The organism is Sphaerospermopsis reniformis (assembly GCF_005402885.1).
GTDB lineage: Bacteria > Cyanobacteriota > Cyanobacteriia > Cyanobacteriales > Nostocaceae > Sphaerospermopsis > Sphaerospermopsis kisseleviana.
Genome location: NZ_BJCE01000063.1, coordinates 1 through 24,798, shown reverse-complemented (window position 1 = coordinate 24,798; position 24,798 = coordinate 1). Strand labels below are relative to the sequence as shown.

17 protein-coding genes and 2 pseudogenes are annotated in these 24,798 nt (G+C 36.6%); 12 read left to right on the top strand and 7 right to left on the bottom strand.

Annotation, left to right across the window (positions count from 1 at the left end; genetic code table 11):
- Positions 1–124: 124 nt before the first annotated feature.
- Positions 125–415 (top strand): annotated as a pseudogene (locus FFR48_RS11260) (DUF2358 domain-containing protein); the annotation flags it as partial.
- A gap of 400 nt (positions 416–815) precedes the next feature.
- Here FFR48_RS11260 and vapC read toward each other — a convergent pair.
- The 4 genes from vapC to uvrA all read right to left on the bottom strand — a co-directional run bounded on the left by vapC (position 816) and on the right by uvrA (position 5,219).
- Positions 816–1,220 carry a type II toxin-antitoxin system tRNA(fMet)-specific endonuclease VapC gene (gene vapC / locus FFR48_RS11255; protein ID WP_096565743.1) on the bottom strand — a complete coding sequence of 135 codons (405 nt, stop codon included), beginning with the start codon at positions 1,218–1,220 and terminating at the stop codon, positions 816–818.
- Entirely contained in the window at positions 1,217–1,447 is a 231-nt protein-coding gene (locus tag FFR48_RS11250; protein ID WP_199301861.1) for a hypothetical protein, read from the bottom strand. The genes vapC and FFR48_RS11250 overlap by 4 nt, the downstream gene beginning before the upstream one ends.
- Before the next feature lie 147 nt (positions 1,448–1,594).
- Positions 1,595–2,149, bottom strand: a complete 555-nt coding sequence (locus FFR48_RS11245; RefSeq protein WP_137667421.1) for a Uma2 family endonuclease — start codon at positions 2,147–2,149, stop codon at positions 1,595–1,597.
- Between the two features lie 121 nt (positions 2,150–2,270).
- Positions 2,271–5,219 carry an excinuclease ABC subunit UvrA gene (uvrA, locus tag FFR48_RS11240; RefSeq protein ID WP_137667423.1) on the bottom strand — a complete coding sequence of 983 codons (2,949 nt, stop codon included), beginning with the start codon at positions 5,217–5,219 and terminating at the stop codon, positions 2,271–2,273.
- 261 nt (positions 5,220–5,480) lie between these two features.
- On the opposite strand from uvrA, the gene FFR48_RS11235 reads away from it, so the two are divergent.
- Both FFR48_RS11235 and FFR48_RS11230 read left to right on the top strand, forming a co-directional pair.
- Positions 5,481–6,869, top strand: coding sequence for a UbiA family prenyltransferase (locus tag FFR48_RS11235; protein ID WP_137667420.1), 1,389 nt, complete (start codon positions 5,481–5,483; stop codon positions 6,867–6,869).
- Positions 6,870–8,097: 1,228 nt separating this feature from the next.
- Entirely contained in the window at positions 8,098–9,024 is a 927-nt protein-coding gene (locus tag FFR48_RS11230; RefSeq protein ID WP_096565733.1) for a carbohydrate ABC transporter permease, read from the top strand.
- 34 nt (positions 9,025–9,058) lie between these two features.
- On the opposite strand, the pseudogene FFR48_RS30560 reads toward FFR48_RS11230, so the two are convergent.
- A pseudogene (locus FFR48_RS30560) lies at positions 9,059–9,151 on the bottom strand (hypothetical protein); the annotation flags it as partial.
- Positions 9,152–9,253: 102 nt separating this feature from the next.
- Here FFR48_RS30560 and FFR48_RS11220 point away from each other — a divergent pair.
- Positions 9,254–9,643 (top strand): COG3650 family protein, encoded by a 390-nt coding sequence (locus FFR48_RS11220; RefSeq protein WP_137667419.1) that lies wholly within the window; start codon positions 9,254–9,256, stop codon positions 9,641–9,643.
- Between the two features lie 99 nt (positions 9,644–9,742).
- Here FFR48_RS11220 and FFR48_RS11215 read toward each other — a convergent pair whose 3' ends face one another.
- Positions 9,743–15,268 carry a translocation/assembly module TamB domain-containing protein gene (locus FFR48_RS11215; protein WP_137667418.1) on the bottom strand — a complete coding sequence of 1,842 codons (5,526 nt, stop codon included), beginning with the start codon at positions 15,266–15,268 and terminating at the stop codon, positions 9,743–9,745.
- A gap of 262 nt (positions 15,269–15,530) precedes the next feature.
- On the opposite strand from FFR48_RS11215, the gene FFR48_RS11210 reads away from it, so the two are divergent.
- From FFR48_RS11210 to murQ, 8 genes are all read left to right on the top strand, one after another.
- On the top strand, positions 15,531–15,935 hold the full coding sequence (locus FFR48_RS11210) for a DUF3110 domain-containing protein (protein WP_137667417.1): 405 nt from the start codon (positions 15,531–15,533) through the stop codon (positions 15,933–15,935).
- Positions 15,936–16,110: 175 nt separating this feature from the next.
- Positions 16,111–16,791, top strand: a complete 681-nt coding sequence (locus FFR48_RS11205; RefSeq protein WP_096565724.1) for a response regulator transcription factor — start codon at positions 16,111–16,113, stop codon at positions 16,789–16,791.
- 93 nt (positions 16,792–16,884) lie between these two features.
- Complete coding sequence (locus FFR48_RS11200) at positions 16,885–18,273, top strand: sensor histidine kinase (RefSeq protein ID WP_137667416.1); 1,389 nt, start codon at positions 16,885–16,887, stop codon at positions 18,271–18,273.
- Between the two features lie 118 nt (positions 18,274–18,391).
- The gene (locus FFR48_RS11195) at positions 18,392–19,366 is read left to right on the top strand and encodes a sodium-dependent bicarbonate transport family permease (RefSeq protein WP_096565720.1); all 975 of its coding nucleotides are present in this window, start codon (positions 18,392–18,394) and stop codon (positions 19,364–19,366) included.
- Between the two features lie 96 nt (positions 19,367–19,462).
- Complete coding sequence (locus tag FFR48_RS28970) at positions 19,463–20,095, top strand: P-II family nitrogen regulator (RefSeq protein WP_199301872.1); 633 nt, start codon at positions 19,463–19,465, stop codon at positions 20,093–20,095.
- A gap of 105 nt (positions 20,096–20,200) precedes the next feature.
- Complete coding sequence (locus FFR48_RS11180; protein ID WP_370569769.1) at positions 20,201–20,887, top strand: carbonic anhydrase; 687 nt, start codon at positions 20,201–20,203, stop codon at positions 20,885–20,887.
- Between the two features lie 164 nt (positions 20,888–21,051).
- Positions 21,052–22,353, top strand: a complete 1,302-nt coding sequence (locus FFR48_RS11175) for a proton extrusion protein PcxA (RefSeq protein ID WP_137667415.1) — start codon at positions 21,052–21,054, stop codon at positions 22,351–22,353.
- A 199-nt stretch (positions 22,354–22,552) separates the two neighbouring features.
- A complete protein-coding gene (gene murQ, locus FFR48_RS11170; RefSeq protein WP_137667414.1) occupies positions 22,553–23,497 on the top strand; it encodes an N-acetylmuramic acid 6-phosphate etherase in 945 nt (314 codons plus the stop codon).
- Positions 23,498–23,783: 286 nt separating this feature from the next.
- On the opposite strand, the gene FFR48_RS11165 is transcribed toward murQ, so the two are convergent.
- On the bottom strand, positions 23,784–24,798 hold a 1,015-nt coding region (locus FFR48_RS11165; protein WP_137667413.1), incomplete at its 5' end, for a tetratricopeptide repeat protein.

Here is a 24,798-nt window from a genome sequence, read left to right as displayed (position 1 = left end):
AATTTAAAACAAGAAGCGGTCAGATTGATCGTGTTAGCCTGTGGACTAGATAGTGCCGACACTGCTAGGGTGAAACAGGAAGAAAAAGCCAACTTTTGTTAGCATTAGTTAGCTTTTTTGTATCGGTAAGTTTAATTATCGGATTATTTTTTGGACGTTGCGTTTTCACGGACAGTTATTTTTTACGGAACTTGCTTTTGATTTACATGATGTTTCTCAAACTGATGAAAGTACAATTTTAGCAACGTGGACGGTGCGGGGTGTGTTGCGTGTTCCTTGGAAAGCGCGGTTATTTTTTAATGGTTATTCCACTTATAAGTTAAATGATCAGGGTTTGATTTTTGAACATATTGATACTTGGGATCGGGGACCGGGGGAGATTTTGCAGCAGTTTTTTAAGAGAGGGGTTTATTGAAATAAAAAGGATTTTATTTGTCTGATAGCGAAGCGTGGCGTAAGCCATATCAGGATGTCCAGGATTTAAGGATTTTCAGGATTATTTTTACCATTGATTAATTAAAATTAAATACTGTTAACTTTGACTACTTTCAGTTAAAACCTGTAAAAGGTTTAATTATCCGGTAGTTTAAGTCCTGAATTTTTTAAACAATTCTCAGGAGTGCGATCGCTGACTTGGTGACTGAATATGATAATTTCTCTTTCTTCCTTTGCGTCTTTGCGTCTTTGCGTGAGGATTGAAGATTTTTAAGAAACGAACCACGAAGAAGCGAAGGACACGAAGGAAGAGAGGAAGAGAGGAAGAATTTTTGTTGATGTTTACATCCTGTAAATTCTTAAATCCAGGATATTAGGAATTAGACATTTTCCCAGTCTTCTAATTTTAATTCGGGAATGCGTGAAAATTCTCTGGTGTTGTGGGTGACTAATGTTAAGTTGTTAGTTAGGGCGATCGCCGCAATTTGCAAATCATAACTGCCTATGGGTGTTCCCTGAGTTTTGAGTTGAGAGCGGAGATATCCACATATAGCAGCAGCTTTACCATCAAAAGGTAAACTGACAACATCTCCAAAAAATTTGTTTAGAGTTGCTAGGTTTTCTTCTGTCCGAGAACTATTATATGCTCCATAATAAAGCTCGAATTTTACAATGTCACAAATAACTACTTCTTCTGGAGATAAAGAAGTAATACGCTGATAGATTGAGTTATTGCGACGATTAATATAACCAATACAAGTATTGGTATCTAACAGATAAATCATAACAATGGTTCTCTTTCAAATTGTTCTTCTTGGGGCGCTCTTTCTAATGCTTCTCCTTCCCACGCTCCAAATGTACTCAAAAATTCTGAAGACCATTGACGTTTTTGCGGTTTTTGAACTTGTTGATAAACTATAATTACTTCTACATCAGCATCTTTGATTTCTGGTAAGGGTATGTGTAAAATTCCATCATTACCAATGTGAGATTCTAGTTTTATGGTTTGCATTATTAATCTTTCTCCTTTAATCTTTCGATATTATAACCTTTCTTTCTCCTCTTTGCGTCTTTGCGTGAGAATTGAAGATTTTTTTTGAAACGAACCGCAAAGGACGCAAAGGACACGAAGGAAGAGAAGTTAAAGAGGGTTTTTAATTTATTCAAATACAGGTGGCCAAATTTCTGAGATATTTATTTCCCAACCAGGAAGTAATTCGGGAATGGTTAATTTATCATCTCCTGTTAATGTTTCAATTTCTCCGTTGGGACGATATACGCTTACGGTTCTTTCATCAGGATTAATTAATATGCCGATTTTTGCACCTTGTTCTAAAAAGAGTTTTATTTTATCTTCTAATTTTCCGATTCTATCAGTTTTTGATTTAATTTCTACCACCAAATCAGGAACTAGGTTTCCAAAGTCTCTAACTGTGCGTTTTAATCTGGAAGCAACAACGAAGGAAACATCGGGTGCGCGGAGGTCGGTGTTTGGCATAATAAAACCACCGCTAGAGTCAAATATTCTCCCTAAGTTCCGGGGTTTAATCCAGTTACCTAATAATCTGATCAATTCTGCACCTATTTCACTTGATTCAATATCTGATGGTCCCATAACTAGGAGATTTCCTTCTTGCAGTTCTATTTGATAGTCTTCTTGTTCTTTGGATAGGTTTTGTTGCAGTATTTCTACATCTTTTATTGTTAGCTGCATGGGGTTTTCTCCTTATATATATATGATTATATTCTTCCTTTGCGTCTCTGCGTCTTTGCGTGAGAATTAAAGATTTAGGAAACGAACCGCAAAGAACGCAAAGGACACGAAGGAAGAGACATTAAAGAGGGTTTTGGGGTGGATATTGTTTTAATACTTGTTGGAGATATTTTCCTGTGTAGGAACGTTGATTTTTTGCAACTTCTTCTGGTGTTCCCGCAACAATAATTTCTCCTCCTTTGTCTCCTCCTTCTGGTCCTAAGTCTATTACCCAATCTGCACAACGGATAACGTCTAAATTATGTTCAATGACTAAAATCGAATTTCCTTTATCCACCAATCTTTGCAAAACATCTAATAATTTATGAACGTCGTAAAAAGACAACCCGGTTGTTGGTTCATCTATTAAATATAATGTTTTCCCGGTTGCACGTCGAGATAATTCTGTTGCTAATTTCACCCGTTGCGCTTCTCCTCCTGATAATGTGGTGGCTGGTTGTCCTAATTGTACATATCCTAATCCTACATCTACTAATGTTTGTAGTTTGCTAACTGCTTTGGGAATGTTTTCACAAAATGCTAATGCTTCTTCTACTGTCATGTTTAAAACGTCAGAGATTGATTTTTCTTTGTATTTAACTTGTAGGGTTTCTCTGTTATATCTTGCTCCTTTACAAACTTCGCATTGTACATAAACGTCTGGTAAAAAGTTCATTTCTATGACGTTTACTCCTTGTCCGCTACAAGCTTCACATCTGCCACCTTTGACATTGAAGGAAAATTGTCCTGGTTTATATCCTCTGGTTTTGGCTTCGATGGTTTGGGAAAATACTTCTCTAATAACATCAAAAACTCCTGTGTAAGTTGCAGGGTTTGATCTGGGTGTTCTGCCTATGGGTGATTGATCTATAACTATGGCTTTATCTACACAGTTTAATCCTTTAATTTCTTCTATTTCTTTTGGTAAGGGTACTCTTTTTAAAAGATGATGTTGTAAAGCTGGATAAAGTAATTCATTGATTAAAGTTGATTTTCCTGAACCAGAAACTCCAGTAACAGCCACCAGTTTTCCTAAGGGAATTTCTACATCTATGTTTTTTAAGTTGTTACGATGGGCGTTTTTAATTCTTAAACTTCTACCGTTTCCTTCTCTTCTTGTTCCAGGGGTATTAATTACTCTTTTTCCTGATAGGTAAGCACCTGTTAAAGAAGCTTCCGCATTTAACAAGTCTTCTATATTTCCCTGAGCAATAATATTTCCCCCATGAATACCCGCACCAGGTCCAATATCAACTATATGATCTGCTTCCCGAATAGTTTCTTCATCGTGTTCGACAACTATTAATGTGTTTCCTAAGTCTCGTAATTTAGTTAAAGTTTTTAACAAACGTCCGTTATCTCTTTGATGCAAACCGATACTTGGTTCATCCAAAACATACAGAACACCTGTTAAACCAGAACCGATTTGTGTTGCTAATCTAATTCTTTGTGCTTCTCCTCCTGATAATGTCATTGCCGGACGATCTAAGGTTAAATAATCCAAACCAACATCTAATAAAAATTGTAATCTAGCTTTAACTTCCCGTAAAACTAAATCAGCAATTTGCATTTGTCGGGGGCTTAATTTTAAATGTTCTACCCTTTCCCGACATTCCCGAATTGACACACTCGTTAAATCTAAAATTCCATATTGTCCTAATTTCACAGCTAAAGCTTCCGGCTTTAATCTTTTCCCCCCACAAACTTCACAAGGTTGATCTATTAAATATTCTTCTAATTTCTGCTTAACTAATTCTGTTCCTCCCTCATATTGCCGTTGCAAAATGGGAATTACACCTTTAAAACTCTGCTTTCTCTGTGTCTCTGTGGTTCGTTTTTCCTCTCCATGTAAAACAATTTGTTGCTGTTCCCTGGTTAAATTCTTCCATTGAGTTTGTAACTCAAATCCATAATCTAAACCCAGTGTATATAATAGCTCTAAATAATAGGAATTTTCCTTTTCTGACCAAGGTGCGATCGCTGCATAAATCGGTGCTTCGGGATTAGGTATCAACAATTCTTCAGAAAACCTTCTTAAAGTGCCAATTCCATGACAATGGGAACAAGCTCCATAGGGAGAATTAAAAGAAAACAAACGCGGTGATAATTCTTCCATTACCGCACCATGTTCTGGACAAGCAAAGTTTTCTGAAAATACCATTTCTGATGGTAATTTTTGTTCCGAAATACCTTGACTTTCCCCCCCATTTATTATATGCTTACTATGTTGTCGCTCCTGCGCTGACTTATCTAATGTATCATTTAATACTTGAATTATAGCTATTCCGTTAGATTGCTTAAGGCAGGTGGTGAGAGAATCGACTAGACGCTCCTGTATATCGTCTTTTTTTACGAGCCTGTCAATAACCAGTTCTATATTATGTGTAATATTTTTATCCAATTCAATGGAATCTGAGAGTTCCAAGACCTCTCCATTGACCCTGATCCGAACAAAACCTTGAGCGGCTAAACTAGAAATTAGTTTGCGGTGAGTTCCCTTTTTTCCTCTGACGACTGGTGCAAGAATTTGAAAACGGGTGCGGTCAGGAAGTGCAAGGATGCGATCGCACATCTCATCAATAGTTTGGGGGGAAATAGAGCGATCGCAATGGGGACAATGGGGTTCACCAGCACGGCCATAAAGCAACCGCAGATAATCATAAATTTCCGTGACAGTTCCCACTGTAGAACGGGGGTTGTGGGAAGTTGATTTTTGGTCAATGGAAATGGCAGGACTTAAACCCTCGATAGATTCCACATCGGGTTTATCCAACTGACCCAAAAATTGCCGAGCATAAGCGCTCAGAGATTCCACATAACGCCGTTGACCTTCTGCAAAAATCGTATCAAACGCCAAAGAAGACTTACCCGAACCAGAAACACCAGTAAACACAATTAACTGATCGCGGGGTAATTCCAAATCAATATTTTTGAGATTGTGCTGCCTAGCGCCCCGAATGCGAATAGTATTTTGGTTGTTTTGGGGATAGGGGAGGCGATCGCTCAAATTTGTTGCTAGGTGTTCTGACATATTGACAGAGGGAAGGTTACACAGTGAAACAGTCCCTAATAATAACGTAATTTTCTGATCTTTGAGATTTTCCCTCGTTTCTGCCTTTGTGTCCTTTGCATCCTTTTGTCTTGCCATAACGACAATTTTTAACGCCGACCTATTTAGGGGATGCTGAATAAACCAAAAAGCCTCACAATATTTTCCTAGTATTTTTGCAGAAACTTTTGGAAAGTATATCTGTCACGCTGTTTAAATATCTGAAAACCTACATACTTACCCATGTCTGCTATTGCTCAAGGTATTCCCGGACTACCAGATTTAACACATCCTGATGAATTAATCAAGTTTGGTACCCAACTACTTCAAGGTTCACTATTGTTTGTATTTTTAATTGTAGCCTTGGGAGTGGCGATCGCTCTCATCAGTTTTTCTCTGAGACGCAACACCAGCGAACAAGCTGTTTTCTTTGGTGAATGGTCAATTCGTTATTCCCAACTTCTCAAAGGACTACAACATTTAGCCTTAATTTTAATTTTAGTAGTTACGGGATTTTTCCTCACTTCTACTTTAAGCAACCGTTACCATCATTGGGAACAAGCAAAAGTAGCACAAGTAGCGGAAAGTGTAGCAGGTGATAAATTAGAACAAATTGCGCCCCAAGTGCGTTACATTATCGAAGAACCTTATAGCTATACTACTCAAGTTAACGGCAAAATAGTCAAGGTGACAGATAAACAAAAAGTTACTCGCTATTTAAACTTAGCAGGTTCAAATATTCAAGTTAAAATTGACCAAAGTGTGAACGTGCAAAATCGCAGTGCCATTTATAATACAGATTACACTGCTGATTATAAAATTGTCAATTCACTAAGTGATGTTAATAGTTTTTTCTTTGAAGCACCACCACCCTACGGTTATTCCTTACTTTCTAGTTATAAAGTAGAAAAAGATGGAACAAGATTAAAACAAATAAACCCTGGTGATTATGGTTTTCCCTTTCGCTTAGAACCAGGACAAGAAACCACAATTAAAGTTAGCTATCAAGCGCAAGGTGGACCCCGTTGGGTTTATAATGCCACAAATCAATTACTTTCTCAATTTCGCCTCACAACAATTGCTAATTTTAGAAATGCTGATTTTGCTAGTGGGATAGTTCCTCATGAAATTAAAAATGATGGTGACAGTACCCAATTTACTTGGATATTTGATGAAAATGTTTCTGTAAGAAATCCCTTTGGTGTATTTACTGCCACCAAACCAATAGGAAAAACTGGGATTATACCCCGGTTATTACTGTTAGCACCAGCCTTATTTTTGTGGTGGATATTGCTTTTATATTTGTCCCTACCCATGAGTTTAAAAAATTTGGCGATCGCTGCGGGTATTTTCTTTGCTTGCTTATTAACTTTAACCTATATGGCGCGGGTAATGAATGCAGAAATAGCTTGGTTAATGATTTCATTAATCTTACTTGGTTTCATCTATGGTTTAGGTGCAAATCGTCACGCTGCTTTAGCCGCCATTATTTGTACTATTGCTGGAGCAATTTTACCTGTATTTGCATTATTAATTCCCTTTAGTGGTTTAACCTTGAGTTTGGCAGGTTTGTTATCAGTCGGGTGGTTAGCAATACATCATTGGTATAGACAATTGATAATTGATAATTGATAATTGACAACTATCAAATTCAAGGTTTAAAACCTTAAATTTGCAGGAGAAAAAAAAGAAAAAATTTTCTATTAGCCAATTCTCTCACTTTCTCCTGAAAGATAATTGTCAATTGTCAATTGTCCATTTTTGAAAAAAAAATCAGTACACCAGTACGCGGACATCAATAGACATCTGGTGGTAATTAAATTTGCATAAGCACCAAACCTTTGTAGGGACAATTCATGAATTTTACCTACGATAATTTTCACCAGAGGTATGATCAAATCGGATCTCTATATATTAGACCTGTCCGAAAATTAAATATGCGTTTTCTAAAACCCTTGTAGAGACGTTCTATAGAACGTCTCTACATTAATTCCCGGAAATGTCTATTTATGGCATTTTGGCAGATATTTGCAGTGTTGCATTGCTATCCTAGATGCGCGAATGTCTTTGTGCGATAATTCCGACTTGCAGAATCCCTCGGTGTATAACCGGGGGTCTTTTTTTTGGTATCAGTTTCCACCACTATTGAAAATTGACCACAAAACTGCACTCCTAACTTCTAAATTATCATCATCATACTTCATTCGACGTAGAAAGCATAAATCAAAACCCTTTCCTTTCGATAGAGTGCATAGGTTTGTGAGCAAGATAAATTGATATCAAGACTAGTCCACATTCCAATGTCTTTGATTCTATCCTCTGGTGACTGACCTTCGCTGGAGGTGATTTTTTGTAAGAAGTCAGGAGTCAGGAGTCAGGAGTCAGGAGTCAGGAGTCAGGAGTCAGGAGTCAGGATATTAAAAATAAATTTCTTCCCTGTTCCCTGTTCCCTATTCCCTATTCCCTATTCCCTTCTTTACAGCTATGAAAAAGCACCAGGGAAAGCGGATTAAAATCTGGCGCATAGATTCCATCAGTTGTGTACGTGTTATAAACAAAGTGTAGATAACAGTAATAAAATCCAAGTTTCTTGATCTTTAAGAAACTTTTTGTTAGTTACGTTATCAGTACCACTAAAATTTTACTACCAAAAAAACAACAGTTTTTCTAACAGTTTCAGTGGCACACCAGTTTGTATTAGAATCATAGTACATTTATTCAATCTTCATAATTAACTTATTACTTCTTAATATCAGCTATCAGCTATCAGCTATCAGTTACCAGCTATCAGTTGACAGTTAGCCGTTTTCAATGTTCACTGTTAACAGTTGACTGTAAACTGTTCCCTGATTAATATATGATGAATAAATTAACACCTAAAAACTGGATAATTATTCAACAGAGATTAACACCTTATCTATTTTTATTACCAGCTTTAGTTTTATTAAGCTTAACTGTTTTTTGGCCTGCGCTGCAAGCATTTTACCTCAGCTTTACCAGCTATCAAGATATTGGAGAAGCGCCTAAATTTATCGGTTTTGACAACTTTCTGCGTTTATGGAAAGATGTTGTTTTTTGGAAAACCTTAGAAAACACCTTTCTCTATCTTGTTGGAGTTGTGCCAATTTTGGTAATTACTCCCTTGATTTTAGCGATTTTAGTAAATCAAAAATTGCGGGGTATGAATTGGTTTAGAACTGCATATTATACACCTGTAGTCATTTCAATGGTTGTTGCAGGTATAGCTTGGAAATGGTTGTATGCAGAAAACGGTTTATTAAATCAATTCTTGAAAACTTTAGGTATATTTCCCGAAGGAATTCCTTGGTTAACAAGTCCAGAGAAAATATTAGGAATTGTCCCCATTTCTTTAGCTAGTGTAATGGCTGTAACTATTTGGAAAGGATTAGGATATTACATGGTAATTTATTTAGCGGGATTGCAATCTATTCCTGCTGATGTTTATGAAGCAGCAGCAATTGATGGTTCAGATGGTATTCGCAAACATTTAGATATTACCATTCCTTTAATGCAGCCTTATTTAGCTTTAGTAGCGGTAATTTCGGCGATTTCTGCCACTAAAGTCTTTGAAGAAGTTTATATTATGACAGGAGGCGGACCCCTGAATAGTTCTAAAACAATTGTTTACTATTTATATGAACAGGCATTTAGTAATTTAGAATTTACCTATGCTTGTACAATGGGCTTGGTGTTATTTTTAATCATTTTAGGATTATCACTTTTGCGATTAGCAATTAATCAGCAAGATGGTAATTTGGGTGTGTAATTAGGGGTTGCTGAAAATTTTCAGCAAACCTTAATTATTTCGGCACAGACCAAGAACGAACTTGACCTAAAGTTACAGGAATTCTGTCACTAACATCAATAGTAAACAGAAAAACTCTCTTCGCTCTATGGTATTATTTACTGGAATTTTCTGGCTGTATTCTGGATTCTGCGTTTTGCGTTCTGTATTCTTACTTGTCAGACTCAAACATCAATATTAATTACTAACCATGAAAACCTTAATTTCTTCTTTAGTCGTTTTAGGAATTGGTGCAACAGTGTTAGTGTCTAATCAGAGTATTGCCCAATCATCTAAAATTGAAGAATTTGTTGCTAGGGGTACAGAACCATTTTGGAGTGTGACTGTTGGTAAACGGGGAATTATTTATAGTTCTCCAGAAATTAAACAGCAAATCTTCCGTTATACAGCACCATTAACAGCCCAAGGAAGACCAAATGATTTAGTTAGAGTATACCGCTTTAGAGGTCGGGAAAACAATATGTTAATTCTGCGAAAAGTTAATAGTTGTAGTGATGGGATGTCAGATCAAAAATACCCGTATTCAGCTATTTTTATGTTAGGAAATAGGGTTTTAGAAGGTTGTGCTGAGAAAAAATAATATCATTTATTTGGTAATTGGTAATTGGTAATTGGTAATTGGGAAAAATAAAATGATTACCTAGTCCCTAGTCCCTAGTCCCCAGTCCCCAGTCCCCAGTTAAAATCTTCTTTCAAACTCAATAATTGCCCGACTATCATCAGTTAAATTTGTGGAAGCACGAACACGAAAATCATCATTAATTCTGTAATTAATACCCCATTGAAAGGGGTCACTAGCGGTTAAAATTTTGATCGTAGAAAAGGAAAATTTGCTAGAAATATCCACACCTGCTTCTAATGCTAATTCTATAGTCGAGTTGCTTTTACCTGCTTCGGGTTTATCAGAAAGAATGGTAGGAAATATCCGCAGTTCACTTAAACCAAAAGCATCTCCAATTTGGCTAAATGCAGCTTGAAAGTTATTGAAAACAGCCGAACCAGCAATATTAATTAAACCCAATGTTGTGTCACCACGTCCTTGGGTGTCTACAAACCCACCTCCTAACAAAGTGACAATTTCTGTTTGTGAACGTGAGGGACTACTTTTTAATTCTAAATTCTCATTTAGTTGACTAGCAAGACCTTTAACTATTGCTTCGACGCGGACGGTTTCTAATTCTGATAACCCTGTAGAAACTTGTCTGCTGAGATCAATTGTTTGGATTCCATCTAACACTTTAGCAAACAGTTTAATATCTAACTCAGGATCACGAGGATCAGAAGTTCTAAAAGTTGCAGTATGTTTATAGTTACGAGCTAAATTGAATTGGGTAGTAAATAAATTTACGCCACCTTTGGTTAATCTGATAGTTCCTGCGGGTATAGGATTATTTAAAGTACCACTTACATTTAAATCACCAGTTGCTAGGAAGTTAAAAACAGGTGGACGAGCTATTTTTACACTTTTTCCTAGCTTGATTTGCAAATTATTTAATCTGGTTATTCCGCTTTCAAGATCACTAGTTTTGTTTTGCTTGTTAGCGGCGATGATTGATAAATCAGAACCTGTTTGAGATAAGGTTTGTGTATCAGATTCTGTTAGTAAAACTTGACCATTAGATAATTCTATCTCACCACCAATTGCTGGTTGTAATACTGAACCTGTAATTTCTAAATTACCACTTGCACCACCTTGATATAATCCCTTGAGATTTAATACTAATTGTTCTAGTTTCACACTCAAGGGTTTATCTATTTGGATGTTTTGACTGTTGAAAATTGGTATTTCTCCTGTGGCTTCTATTTTACCATTGCTAAACTGCCCTTTGAGGTTTTCTACTAATACTTTATTAAAATCAAATTCGGCTTTTCCAGACACATTATTTAGTTTACCTTGTAAAGCTTGGGCTGCAAATGTGGCGTTATTAAGAGAGGCAGTACCTTTAACTAATGGTTGTTGTCTAGTTCCTCTGACAGCTAAATCTACTTCTCCTTCACCGTTCTCAAAAGCTATTTGATCGGTGAACAGATTTAATAATCCTAAACCTTCATCTTTGACTTTGACATCTAGGGTAATTTGATTGTTGTCTGGTGTTACTGATGCAAATGGTAATTTATAGGGAATATCACCAGTAATGTTAACTGGTTCGTTTCCTACTGCTATGACTTGACTGCCAAATTTCAAACGTCCATCAGCATAACTAAAACCTGCGTTGGCTGACTGTATTGGTTTTTGATTGAGTGTTCCTTCTGTGATTTTTAATTGTCCTCTAGCTTGGGGGTTGGCTATACTACCAGCTATAGCAGCATCAATGTTAAGATTACCGCTAATTCCTACGGGGATTTTGACAAAGTTATTTAATAGTTGAATCGGGAATTTTTCGACTGTTAATTTTCCTGATTGTTCTTCACCACCAACATTACCAGTAAAGGCTATGAGTCTATCTTTAGCTGCGATGCGTAAAGGTTGTAACCGCAAAACACCTTTTTCAAAACTACCTTCAGCAATGACTTTTTCGGCACGATAAAACCGATTAGGTTCTGTTTCTCTACCCCAAGTAAAGTTTTGTCCTTGTAAGTTAAATTGTGCTGTTGGTCCGTTTTTTGTAGCGGTGTTGATGGCAATTTCTCCGTTGAAAGTTCCCTTTAAGTCTTTTAAATATGGTATTGGTTTTGATTCTAGCCGTTTTTGTTCTTCCGCAACTAGAAGTGCTTCAATTTCTGCTAAACGTTGAATTTGATTAAATAAAGGTTGATTTGGTAAACCTCGCGGGTTGGTGGTTAAATCTGCTGCTGTACCGTAGGTGGGAGGTGTTAAACCTCTTTGTAAATCTTGGATTTCAAATATTTGGGCAACGGTGAGTAAATCTTGAATTTTGCCTTGGTTGATGTTAATTTTGGCTTGTACTTGGGGACCTTGAGGAGTTTGTTTGAGGTTAGCGTCAAACAGGTAGCGACTTTGATCGTTGATAAATTCGCTGTTTGTTAAGGTGGCTAAATTATTGTTGTATTGAAATTCGGTGGTGAAGCGATCGCCTTTAATTCTACCAAGTTGCGGTTTGGCGATCGCAATATTTCCCCGTGTTGCTAATGTTTTTTGATTTATTTGCAAATCTCCCGTTAATAAACCAGCTAATGCACTTTGTCCCAAAATCGGATTATTAGGTAAGTTTAAATTTAACACTTGTAAGGGGAAATTATTAACTTTAACTGCCAAATTTTCGCCTTGAGATTGACCTGTAGCTGATGCTTGTTGCCACTGTACTAAAAAGGCGCTAGGTTGATTATTGGCATTTAATTTAGCTGCTAGTCTGTCTCTTTTACCAGCAACATCTAAACTTAAACCCCTTCCTTGCACTAAATTAATGTTACCAGTTAATAATGGTTCAAAGGCAAACTTTTGTATTTTGCTTTGCACTTGCAAATTTTGCAAACCCAAAGATCCAATAACATTCGGTGCTGTGATTTTCCCGGTAATTTGTCCTTTAAAATCTGCTTTTCCAGCTACATTGATCGCATTAGGTAATTGCAAAGGCAATTGTTTAAGGTCATAATTTTGCGTTTGAACATTGAGGTTTAATTGGGTAATTTTTGGTATACCTGCTTGTTTAGCATCGGCTAAAATATAACCACTGGCGTTTAAATTTGGAGTTCTTGCTTGGGGAATAGTTAATTGTTGACCATTCCAAGAAACTACAGCATTTAAAGGAGAATTAATTCCCGGAATACCTCGACTAAATTGCACTTGACCAGTAGCACGAATATCAGCTAATTTCGCAGACCCAATAATACCAGCAACTTTTAACTGACCTGCAAATTTACCTGATAATTGTTGATTTAAACGTTTTAATTGTACACCAGAACTATTAACTAATGCTTGGTAATGACCATTAGCAAGTTGAATATTAGACGCTGTAACTGTTCCCCCGGCAAGATTTAACTTTGCTTGACCATTTGCTTGAATAGTTTCAGGTTGAAAAGATGCAACATTACCAGCAACATTAAACTCACCAACTAATGCACCTTGTATTTGAGGTGGAACATTTGCTAATCTCTGCACAGGTACATTTTCTACTGCAACTTGCGCCTTGTAGCGACCATTACTAACTTGAATATTTTTAGCTGTAATTGTGCCATCATTAACTTTTAAACTGCCTTCACCAATAGCACCGAAATTATTGAAGTTGAAATTTTCGGTATTACCTGCAATAGTAAATTTCCCGGCGATGGGATTATTGAAAATGGGGGGAGATTGTTTTAAGATTGTTCCCAATCGTACATCTTGAGCTATCAAGTCAGCAATAAAGTTTTTATCTTCTAACTGAAAACGAGAAATGGCAATTTTACCGCCAGCAATATTAATCTTGGCATCTTCTGGACGAATATTAGTAATTTTAAAGTTTTCAGAATTTCCTGAAATGATTAATTTACCGTTAAATGCTGCGTTATTTAAAGAGATATTTTCTAATTGTTCTTCTTTGAGAAATGGTGTTAATTTCACACCTGAAGCTTGAGCGACAGCTTGCCAACTTTGAGGATTATAATTACCATAAACCCGGATTATATTCCCAGCAATATTAACAGCAACATTACGAAAATCAACTGTACGATTTGAGTTAATAATTGTTTCACCAGTAGCAGCATAGGTGGCTTGGGGAGCTTGCCATTTTACAAAAGTTTGAATATTGTTAGCTGTACCAATGAGGTTAGCTGTAGCTGAGACAGTGCCAATTTTGAATGTAGAGTTAATATGATCATTATAAAGTTTAGCGATCGCATCCCCTGGAACATTTTTAGCAGTTAAGTTCACATTGATTTGCGGTACTTTCCCCAGGGCAATTTTTCCCGCCCCGCTAACTTCACCCCCTAATGTAGTTTTGCCTTGAATATCTTTGAGAGTCAGCAGAGCATCACGAGTTGAAAGCTCAAATTTACTACTAACTTTCTCAAAATCAACTTGATCAATTTTGGCAGTTTTGATATTAGCCACAGTTCCTGAAAGCACAGGTTTTTCAATATTTCCTAATATCTGTAAATCGGCTTTTACTACCCCACTCACAGGGAAAGGTGATTGCACTTTCAGAGTTTCTAAGGCATTTGACACACTTACAGCATTGACACGCCCTGATAAATTAAAGCCTTTTTCTCGGTGAATCAAACCTTTAGCAGTAAGGGGAATTTTCCCATAATTACTAACTACATTATCTAACTCTATAGCTAATCCTTGAAACTTGACGTTTCCCTGAGTATTGCTTAATAGTTGTGGGACTTGGGGAATTTGTAGAGTTACCCCTTGTAAAGCAGCAGTACCATCTAATAAAGTTTGTTGATTTGGTATTAATTGAATTTGTAAATCACCATTTACCCGACCAGCTTGTAAATTTATTGGTAATTGAATCAAACGAGTAATATCTGCGGCTAATAAATCTTGCGTTTTTACCTTTAAATTACCTTCTAAATTTGCCTGGGCGCGGAGATTTCCTTGCAGGAAAATATTACCACCGTTCTCTGGTTTTCCGGCTACGTCAAATTTAATCAGTCGGTTATTTTCTATCAGTTGGGCAGTTCCGTATAGTCCTGAAAATGTTACAGGTATTGGGGACTGGGAACTGGGGACTGGGAAATTGATATTTTTCCTTTGTTTCTCTGCTGCTTCTGCTTTCCCTGTTGCCTGGGTTTTCTGGTTTCCTACTAATATTAACTTGGCGTTGCGAACGCGCAGTTTATCTACATCGGTTTTAATAAGTCCTGGTTTTCCTAGTGGGGCGATAGTGGTAGTGATCCAGCGTCCTTGGTTATCCTGTTGAATATAAATATCTGGGTTAATTAAAGTAACATCTAATTTTAATTGACGATTAACAACTAACTGCCAAGGATCAAAACCCACATCTACCGCTTCTATTGTCACCCGATCTGTATCCGTGGGTGTGGGGGGGATAGCTGAAGCAGCAAACCTAACTCCTGTGAGGTAAAATTCTTTTACTTCTCCCAATTCAACTGGACGGTTGAGGATATTGGTAAGATTTTGTTGTGCTAGGGGTGCTAACTCTGTTTGGATAAAATTTCTTAAACGCCAAATACCACCGATGATTACAATTAGCAAAAATGCGCCTAACGCCATGCTACCACGACTCAATATGATCAACCATAAGCGTTTGCGGCTTGCGGTTGGGGTTTCTTGATCTTTTTTGGAAGTGTTAGACATGGGTTTGCACTCTGGAAATTGCCGGAGTTAGTGGTCAAACATCCTCTTATAATTAGCACAATATTTAGCTGTGCCACTGGTAGGGTACAGACCAGTTTACATATTTCCCAAGGTTTAGCCAGAGATTACCACAATTAGGGTTTGATTTGCCTGAAATCTTGAAAAATATACCTTTCGTCTATTGTTGGCTTTCCCAGAGGCACAATCTCGAACTTTAATAGAAATAATATAAACGTCAAGTCAAAGGATTAAAGGATTAAAGATGCGTGTTTTTGTACTACTATTCAATGCGGGAACTGATAATGAAGGGATTCACTCGATTCGGGTGGGCGATCGCAATACAATCATGATGTTTGAATCAGAAGATGATGCCACCCGCTTTGCTTTAATGTTAGAAGCGCAAGATTTCCCCACACCGACGGTTGAGGGAATGGATGAGCAGGATATCATAGACTTTTGCAAAAGTGCGGATTTTGGCTGGGAACTTGTGCCAGAAAATAGTAATACCGTGGTGACACCTCCAGAACAGAACGTAGAAGAAACTGATTGGAAACCAGAAGGTCAAACTCAAAATAACTATGATAACTATAGTTCTCAGTCAGAAGAACAGCAAATGTCTGATTCTGAACTAGACAGCTTCCGTCGCAGACTAGAAGGGTTATTGTAAGTAGTCATTAGTCATTAGTTGTTGGGAAAGTAGGGAATAGGGAATAGGGAATAGGGAATGAGTTAACAATGTTACCCAGTCACCAGTTACCAGTCACCAGTCATCAGTCACCAGTCACCTGTTCCCTTACCTCACCAATAAATTCTCAACTAAAATAGGATTGCTAGATTGCTATATGCGAATTTTGCTAGTTGAAGATGAACCAGGAATAGCCCAATTTATCAGTCAAGGACTCAGAGAGATGAGTTACGCTGTTGATGTGGCTCATGATGGTGAAGAAGGTAAGGAATACATCTTTGCTGCTGAGTATGACATTATCATCTTAGATATTATGCTACCCAAAATTGATGGGTTAAAGCTACTAGGAGAATTTCGCCAGCAAAAAATTAAAACTCCAGTCTTACTTTTAACAGCACGGGATACTGTAGAAGATCGGGTAAAAGGATTAGATCATGGTGCAGATGATTATTTAGTCAAGCCATTTGCATTTTCAGAATTACTGGCACGGTTACGAGCTTTGCAACGTCGCCCACCATTACAATTTAACACCATTTTACAGGTTAGTGATTTAACTATGGATGTAGTCACAAGGGAAGTTCAGCGTGGAGGACGTTTCATTGAACTTAGCCCCTTAGAGTTTAAACTTTTAGAGTATTTATTGCGTAATTCCAATACAGTAGTTACCCGTACACAAATAGGTGAACACGTTTGGGATTTTGATTTTTATAGTGATTCTAATGTTGTAGATGTATATGTTGGTTATTTGAGACGGAAAATAGATCGGGGTTCTGATCAGCCACTACTGCATACAGTTAGAGGAGTAGGATATTGTCTCAAGGGAATAGGTGATAGGTGACTGGGGATTGGTGATTGGGGAAAAATATTTACCTCCTGACTCCTGACTCCTGACTCCTTGAAATCCTGACTCCTGACTCCTGACTCCTGCTGTATGTTTTCTCAACGATTTAATCAAAGTACAATTAGAACTCGTCTAACAACATGGTACATACTGCTTTTGGGCTGTACGCTAGTAGTTTTCGATACCTATTTATATATTCAATTAAAACATAGTTTACTTAGTCAATTAGATACAGCTTTGCAGGTTGCAGCTTCGGAAACTTTTGCTGAAGTGATTCAGGTAAATGGTCATCCTACTTTGAAGATCAAACAACAGTCTGAAACTATTACCCGTAAGTTAACTAATGCTGGTTTTTCCGTGCGTTTGGTTTCTCCCCAAGGTGAAATTTGGGATGGTATCGGTAGTTACAAAACCATACCACCGATGATGCCCGTAAAAATGGGTTATACCAGTGTTACTGAATACGGCAAGATTTGGCGAGTTTATACTCAACCATTATCTTTATCTTCCACTGCTGGTTGGTTACAAGTTGCCCAATCTCTAGATCCTATTTCTGAAGCTTCAGAACATCTGCTGACTTTGATGCTTTTGAGTTTTCCTTTAATTCTCTTAATTGCAGCTTGTGGAGGTTTATTTTTAGCGGATCAAGCGTTACGTCCTATTGATCGCATTATTCGCACTGTCCAGGCAATAGGTCCTAATGATTTCACTCAGCGCATCGGTTATCAAGGTTCAACAGATGAAGTGGGAAGATTAGCTATCACCTTGGATGGGATGTTAGATCGCTTGCAAGCTGCATTTGAGCATGAACGCAGATTTACAGCCGATGCTTCTCATGAGTTACGCACACCTTTAACAGTGATTAAAGGCAGACTGGGTGTAACTTTAAGTAGAGAGCGTACACCAGAAGCATATCATCATACCTTACAAGAATTACAACGGGAAGTTGATCGTTTGATTCGTCTTGCTAATGGTTTGCTTTTTCTCACTCGTTTGGATCAAAGTGAATCTGAATATCAATGGACTTTGACAAATGTTGATTTAAGCGAGTTACTAGAAGTTCTCATTGAGCAAATTCAGCTTTTAGCAGCAGATAAAAATATTACCATCTGTGCAAGTATAAAACCCTTACTTTACATTATTGGCAATTCTGATCACTTAACCAGTTTGTTTTTAAATTTACTAGATAACGCCATTAAGTACACATCCCCGGAAGGTAAGATTAGTGTAGAAACATATCGTGAAAATGAACAGGTGAAAGTAACTATCACTAATACGGGTAAAGGAATTGCAGCGGAACATTTACCCCATTTGTTTGAGCGTTTTTATCGTGCAGAAAGCGATCGCTCACGGTATACAGGTGGATCAGGATTAGGTTTAGCGATCGCCCATGAAATTGTTCGCTTACACGGTGGTAAAATTTATGTCACCAGTAACCCCCATCAATTCACCACATTCACTGTAGAATTACCATTTTGATACTGCCAACTTAATTCTAAGAAAATTCTTAATTTCTTCTCATGCTTTTCTTAAAATTTGTGGACTAATTTAGAGGGTAGTTCATAAAGTTTTCTAATGCTGAGGAAAGAAAAAATCAATGGATGGCAGTTTAATTCTTTTTAACATTCTCAATCCCCCTGTGTTGTTCTTCTTTTTGGGAATGCTGGCGGTTTTTTTAAAATCAGATTTAGAAATTCCCCAACCCTTACCAAAATTATTTTCACTGTATTTGCTGTTATCCATTGGTTTTAAAGGCGGACATGAACTAGCAGAAAGTGGCATTAACTCGCAAATAGCAATGACGCTGATAGTTGCTATTGTCATGGCTTCTATCGTACCAGTATACACCTTTTTTATTCTCAGAATCAAGCTTGATCATTACAATGCAGCTGCTATCGCTGCTACCTACGGTTCTATTAGTGCAGTCACCTTTATTACCGCTAGTTCTTTTCTAGAAAAACTGCACATTCCCTATGGGGGACACATGGTAGCAGCATTAGCTTTAATGGAATCTCCAGCTATTATTATCGGCTTAATTCTGGTGAGAGCATTTGCACCCAAGACAGAAGGTGAAGAAGGATTTTCTTGGGGAAAAGTGATGCACGAAGCTTTTTTAAATGGCTCAGTGTTTCTGTTAGTTGGTAGTTTGCTAGTTGGACTATTAACAGGAGAAAAAGGTTGGGAAAAATTACAACCATTTACTCAAGGAATTTTCTACGGTGCGCTGACTTTCTTTTTACTTGATATGGGATTAGTAGCAGCCAGAAGAATTAAAGATTTAAGTAAAACCGGTTCTTTCTTAATTGGTTTTTCTGTTTTCATTCCTGTTGTCAATGCTATCTTAGGAATTTTGATTGCAAAAGTCTTGGGAATGGGAGAAGGAAATGGACTTTTATTTGCGGTTTTATGTGCCAGTGCTTCTTATATTGCCGTACCGGCAGCGATGAGATTAACTGTTCCCGAATCTAATCCTAGTCTTTATGTTTCTATGGCTTTAGCTTTAACATTCCCCTTTAATATTATTGTGGGAATTCCTCTTTACTTACAAATTTTAAAACTTGTTGGTGTATAGATCATTAGTCTTTTGACCATAGATTCACAAACATGAAATTACAAACATCAGAAATTGCTGTTTTCTGTCCAATAGGTATTAGTCTAGGTGTTATTTATGGAACTCGTTAACCGAGTAGAAATCATTGTCAGCACCCTGGAACAAAGAGAAGTTATAGATATCCTTAATTCTGTGAAAGTTCCTGGATATACATTAATAGAAAATTCTTCCGGTAAAGGGGATAGGGGGATTTGTTATAACGATTTGGGGCGAGAATTTAGCAATAGTTATATTTCTACTATTTGCACCAATCAAATACAATTTGAATACCTGCTCAGAGATATTTTACCCATCCTCAAAACCATTGGTGGTATTTGTTTAATTACCACGAGTAATTCTCTGATATCAGATAACTTTTCCCCCAATCTAACAAGTCTAAATTTATCAATCCCTATTATGCAAGAAGTCCAAAAAGTAGAGATTGTTATTGATACATCTCACATTGAAGATGCTCTGAACATTTTAGAAATCGTCTCTGTTTCTGGATATACAATTATTAAAGATACCTCTGGTAAAGGTGATCGAGGTTTAGTATCTTCCGATATTGACTATGAATTTAGTAATAGTTACATTATGACAGTTTGTACCAATCAAAAACAATTAGATAATTTAGTGGAAAAAATCACCCCTCTGCTGAAAAAAATCGGAGGTGTGTGTTTAGTAACTGATGCAAAATGGGTTAATCACTAAATAATTAAGGAGTCAGGAATCAGAATTTTTGATCAATAAGTAGATTATTAAATTTCTAGGATGTTGCAGATACCAAAAGAATAAAAACACTAAAACGAAAATCACATGAATTCTACAATGCCAATGAAAAGAATTATCAAAGGACTGAACGAATTTCAAACTAACTATTTCACAATTCATCAGGAAATGTTCCGCCAATTATCTCAAGGACAAACTCCTGAAATTCTCTTTATTACTTGTTCTGATTCTCGCATTGATCCGAATTTATTAACACAAACTAAACCAGGAGAACTGTTTATTATTCGGAATTTGGGTAATATTATTCCCACTCATGGAAGTCCTAATAGTAGTGAAGGTGCGGGAATTGAATATGCTGTTTCTGCTTTAAATATTAAGCATATTATTGTTTGTGGTCATTCTCACTGTGGTAGTATGAAAGCACTCCTACAATTAAATAATTTATCTGATGAAATGCCTTTAGTTTATGATTGGTTAAAACGCAATGCCGAGTCTACCCGTCGTCTTTTGCGAGAAAACTATCAAAACTATGATGGGGAAACATTGCTAAAAATAGCTGTAGAAGAAAATGTTTTAACTCAAATTGAAAATTTAGAAACCTATCCTGTGATTCGTTCTAAATTACATGGTGGTAAAATATCTCTCCATGCTTGGGTTTATGAAATAGAAACAGGACAAATTTTTGCTTACAATGCTAATGATAGTAAGTTTGTGCCTTTAAGTTCTGACGCTTTCCCCGTTCCCGATCCTTTAGCTTGTTTAAAAGCAGGTTAATTGAGAAAATATTTATTTAATATTTATTTTTTGATGAGGTAGAAAAGTTAAAGTTGATAAATACATAAACTTTGGATTTAAAAATCAATTTTTATCAATTAATTCAAAGTTTATCTACCTCATTATTTGATTTTTTAGGAAACATTTAGCCATCTACTATCAAAATGAAAAATTACGTAAATTCAGATTTTTCAGATAAAATAGCTGAAGAAAATAATCACCTAAATATAGGGAGTCAATGGTTTTTACGCACACCAGAAAGAGCATTAGAACAAGCATATAAAATGGCTTTAAAAATTAAAGATATTGAATTAGAACATTTTGCAGGGGATAAAGTATCTAGTCAGTCAGGTGATTACAGTCAAAATATTTTAGATTGTTTTCAGACAGATGTGGAAAAATATTTAAAGATTATTAAAATCAGAGTTGTAGAATTTAAAGTGAGTCGATTTTTTATCAAAAACTCTAATTACGCTTTTTTGGATAAACTAAAATTAATTGATGAAGTTCTCTCCAGATACAAAAATGAGGATTTAGAATTATCTAATTCTAATGTTGTAGCTTATTCTCAAAAACCAACTCTTACCAAGTTAGAATCTCACCAACAACCACCAAAAAATTCCTCTCAACTAACATCAAAACTCAGTTTAGAAAATATTGAACCAGTCACCAAAAAAACTGGTATTTTTCCCAGATCCATTGGTAGAACATTTCGTAAAATTACCAATGATATGAGTCCAAGTTCTGAACAGGAGGTATTGCGGAATTTTCAAGCATCGAGAAAAATTACCAAACGAGCTATTAACTGTTTGTTGTTATTAATTCTCATTCCCTTGTTAACTCAAGAATTGTCTAAAAAGTTTTTCATACTTCCTGCTGTAGAACATTTTCGCAGTGTTGAAAGTACACCTATTTTTCTGAACTGGGAAATGAAAGAGGAAGCACTAAAAGAATTGCAGTCTTTTGAGGAAGAATTAAAATTTGACAATTTATTGAAACATTCTCCTCAAATTTCTGCCGAAGCTATGGAAGAAAAAATTTCACTCAAAGCAGAAGAATTAGCAGAAGAATTTAAACATAAAAGTAATAGTGCAGTGGCAAATGTTTTTGCGGATTTATTAGGTTTATTTGCTTTTGCAGTTGTGGTAGTCATCAATAAAAAAGGGGTGATAGCTATTAAAAATCTGCTGAATGAAATTATTTATGGTTTAAGTGATAGTGCCAAAGCATTTATCATTATTTTATTCACAGATATTTTTGTAGGTTTCCATTCTCCTCACGGTTGGGAAGTGATTTTAGAAAGTATTGCTAATCATTTGGGTATTGCCGCAGATAGAAATGCTATTTTCCTATTTATTGCTACATTCCCAGTAATTCTAGATACTATATTCAAGTATTGGGTTTTCCGTTATCTGAACCAGATTTCACCTTCAGCAGTAGCAACACTGAAAAATATGAATGAATAGGTAATTAATTGATAATTGATAATTGACAATTGATAATTGACAATTGTTTCATTTAAGGTTTAAAACCTCCCCTTTAAAGGGGAAAAAAATTTCCCGTGGGTTGCGTTATCTCGTAACCGAAATTACAATATCAATTATTTTGTAACCTAACCGAGTAGTATTGACTGATAACGGATAACTGATAACTGATAACTGAGAAATGACAAATTTACAAGAACGCGGACATCTACTCACAGAACAAGTAAATCCTAATAGTCTGAATTTAGACCAACTAAATTCTTTGGAATTGGTAGAATTATTTAATACTGAAGACCAAAAAGCGGTAGCTGCTGTTGCCAGTGCAAAGGTTCAGTTAGCCGCAGCTATTGAAAAGACGGCTGAACGTTTACATCAAGGTGGACGTTTATTTTACATCGGTGCGGGAACAAGTGGACGGTTAGGAGTGTTAGATGCGGCTGAATGTCCACCTACTTTTTGCACATCTCCAGAGTTGGTACAGGGTATTATTGCTGGTGGTGCGGGGGCGTTGTTACGCAGTTCTGAGGGTTTAGAAGATTTAGCGAAAGATGGTGAAAGTGCGATCGCCCAACACAAAATTAATCAACTGGATGTAGTCGTCGGTATCACTGCTGGGGGAACTACTCCCTATGTTCAAGGTGCATTAAAAGCAGCACGTCAAAGGGGAGCTTTAACAGTTTTTATCGCCTGTGTTCCCGCAGAACAAGTTCCCTTTGATGCAGATATTGATATTCGCTTGTTAACAGGACCAGAAATATTAGCTGGTTCAACTCGGTTGAAAGCTGGTACTGCGACAAAATTAGCTTTAAATATCCTTTCTACCAGCGTGATGGTGAAATTAGGGAAAGTTTACGGTAATAGAATGGTGGATGTTGCGGTAACAAATCAAAAATTACGCGATCGCGCTTTAAGAATTTTACAAGATTTAACCGGTTTAAGTCGAGAAGCCGCAGGTTTCTTATTAGAACGTAGTGGTAAATGGGTGAAGTTGGCTTTATTAATGCACTGGACAAATTTAGATAAAACCGCAGGTGAGGAACTTTTAGCAGTGCATAAAGGTAATTTGCGTGTGGCTGTGGATACTTATCAAAGGAGTCAGGAGTCAGGAGTCAGGAGTCAGGAGTAATACCTCGTTATCTCGTTTATCTCGTTATCTCGTTCCCAGTCTCCGACTGGGAATAGACCTCTCCAAAATAGAATGTATTAATTTGTCATAAGTTGTAGGGGCGAAGCTTATGAGCGATAATTTAACGGAAAAATCAGACATCTAGATATCCCATAAGCTTCGACCTGCCCCCATAAATAGGTTCCATAATTTCTTTTCTGGAGATGTCTAATGTCTGTATTCCTTACCTGTTCACTGTTCTCTGTTCCCTCTCCCAAATATAAAATTTATTTTGCACGACTACTTTTTACAAATTCTTTTTTGACAATGTTTCAATCTTCTGGGCAAAATATGTCTCTTGATGTTTCAGTTGTCTGGCTATTTCTAACCCTTTTTCAAACGCTGCTAATGCTTTTCCATCTTCTTTCTTTTCTAAATACATTTCTCCCATTTGATCATAAGTTTGCATCAAACCATACAAATTGGTTGCTAATGTTTCCGTTTCCAACAAAATCCTACTAGCTTGCAAAGCTTCATTAATTTGATTTTGGGAACGATACAACCTAATTAACTTTTGCAAAGCTTCACTCGCCGCCACATACTGTTCTAATTTCCAAGCAATAACATAAGCTTCTTGATAATTATTAAAAGCTTCTTGCAGAAAATTGGGATTTTCTCTGACCAAAGATTGATAATTTTCTGCTATTTTGATTTTTAAAGCCGGAACTTGAGTAAGATTCTTATTTCTATTATAAATTGCCGCTAACTTATTCAAAACATTGATCGCTTGTCGGGGTTGTTTACCCTGTTCATAAATATAAGCTAGTTGTTGCAAATATGCTAATTCATTGTTTCTATCACCTCTATTAATAGCCAAATTGAGCAATTCTTCGTAAGTTTTAGCAGCTTGAGAATAATCAAACCAACTTAAATGTAATTCCCCCAGAGTATTTAAAGTTGCTAATTCAGTATTAACATCTTTTTGTTGTCTCACCAATGTTAAAATCTGCTCGTAAGCACCTACAGCTAATTTGGGAATACGCACATTTTGGTAAGCTTCACCAAGCGATCGCCATAATTGTAAATCTGTACTTTTCTCCTTTAACATCTGTTTTTCAATCTCTTGCAACCGCTGAGTAATATACATTACCTGTTCACGCTCATTTTCCTGCCAAGCGATCGCCCCCACCCTTGATAAAGCTTGCACCTGGGCTAAAGAACCTAAAAAGCGCAGCAGTCGTAATTCTCTATTCCAAATATCAAAAGCAGCGGTTTTATCTCCCCTTTGAAAAGTAGTTATCGCTTCTTGGTTTAACTCATCC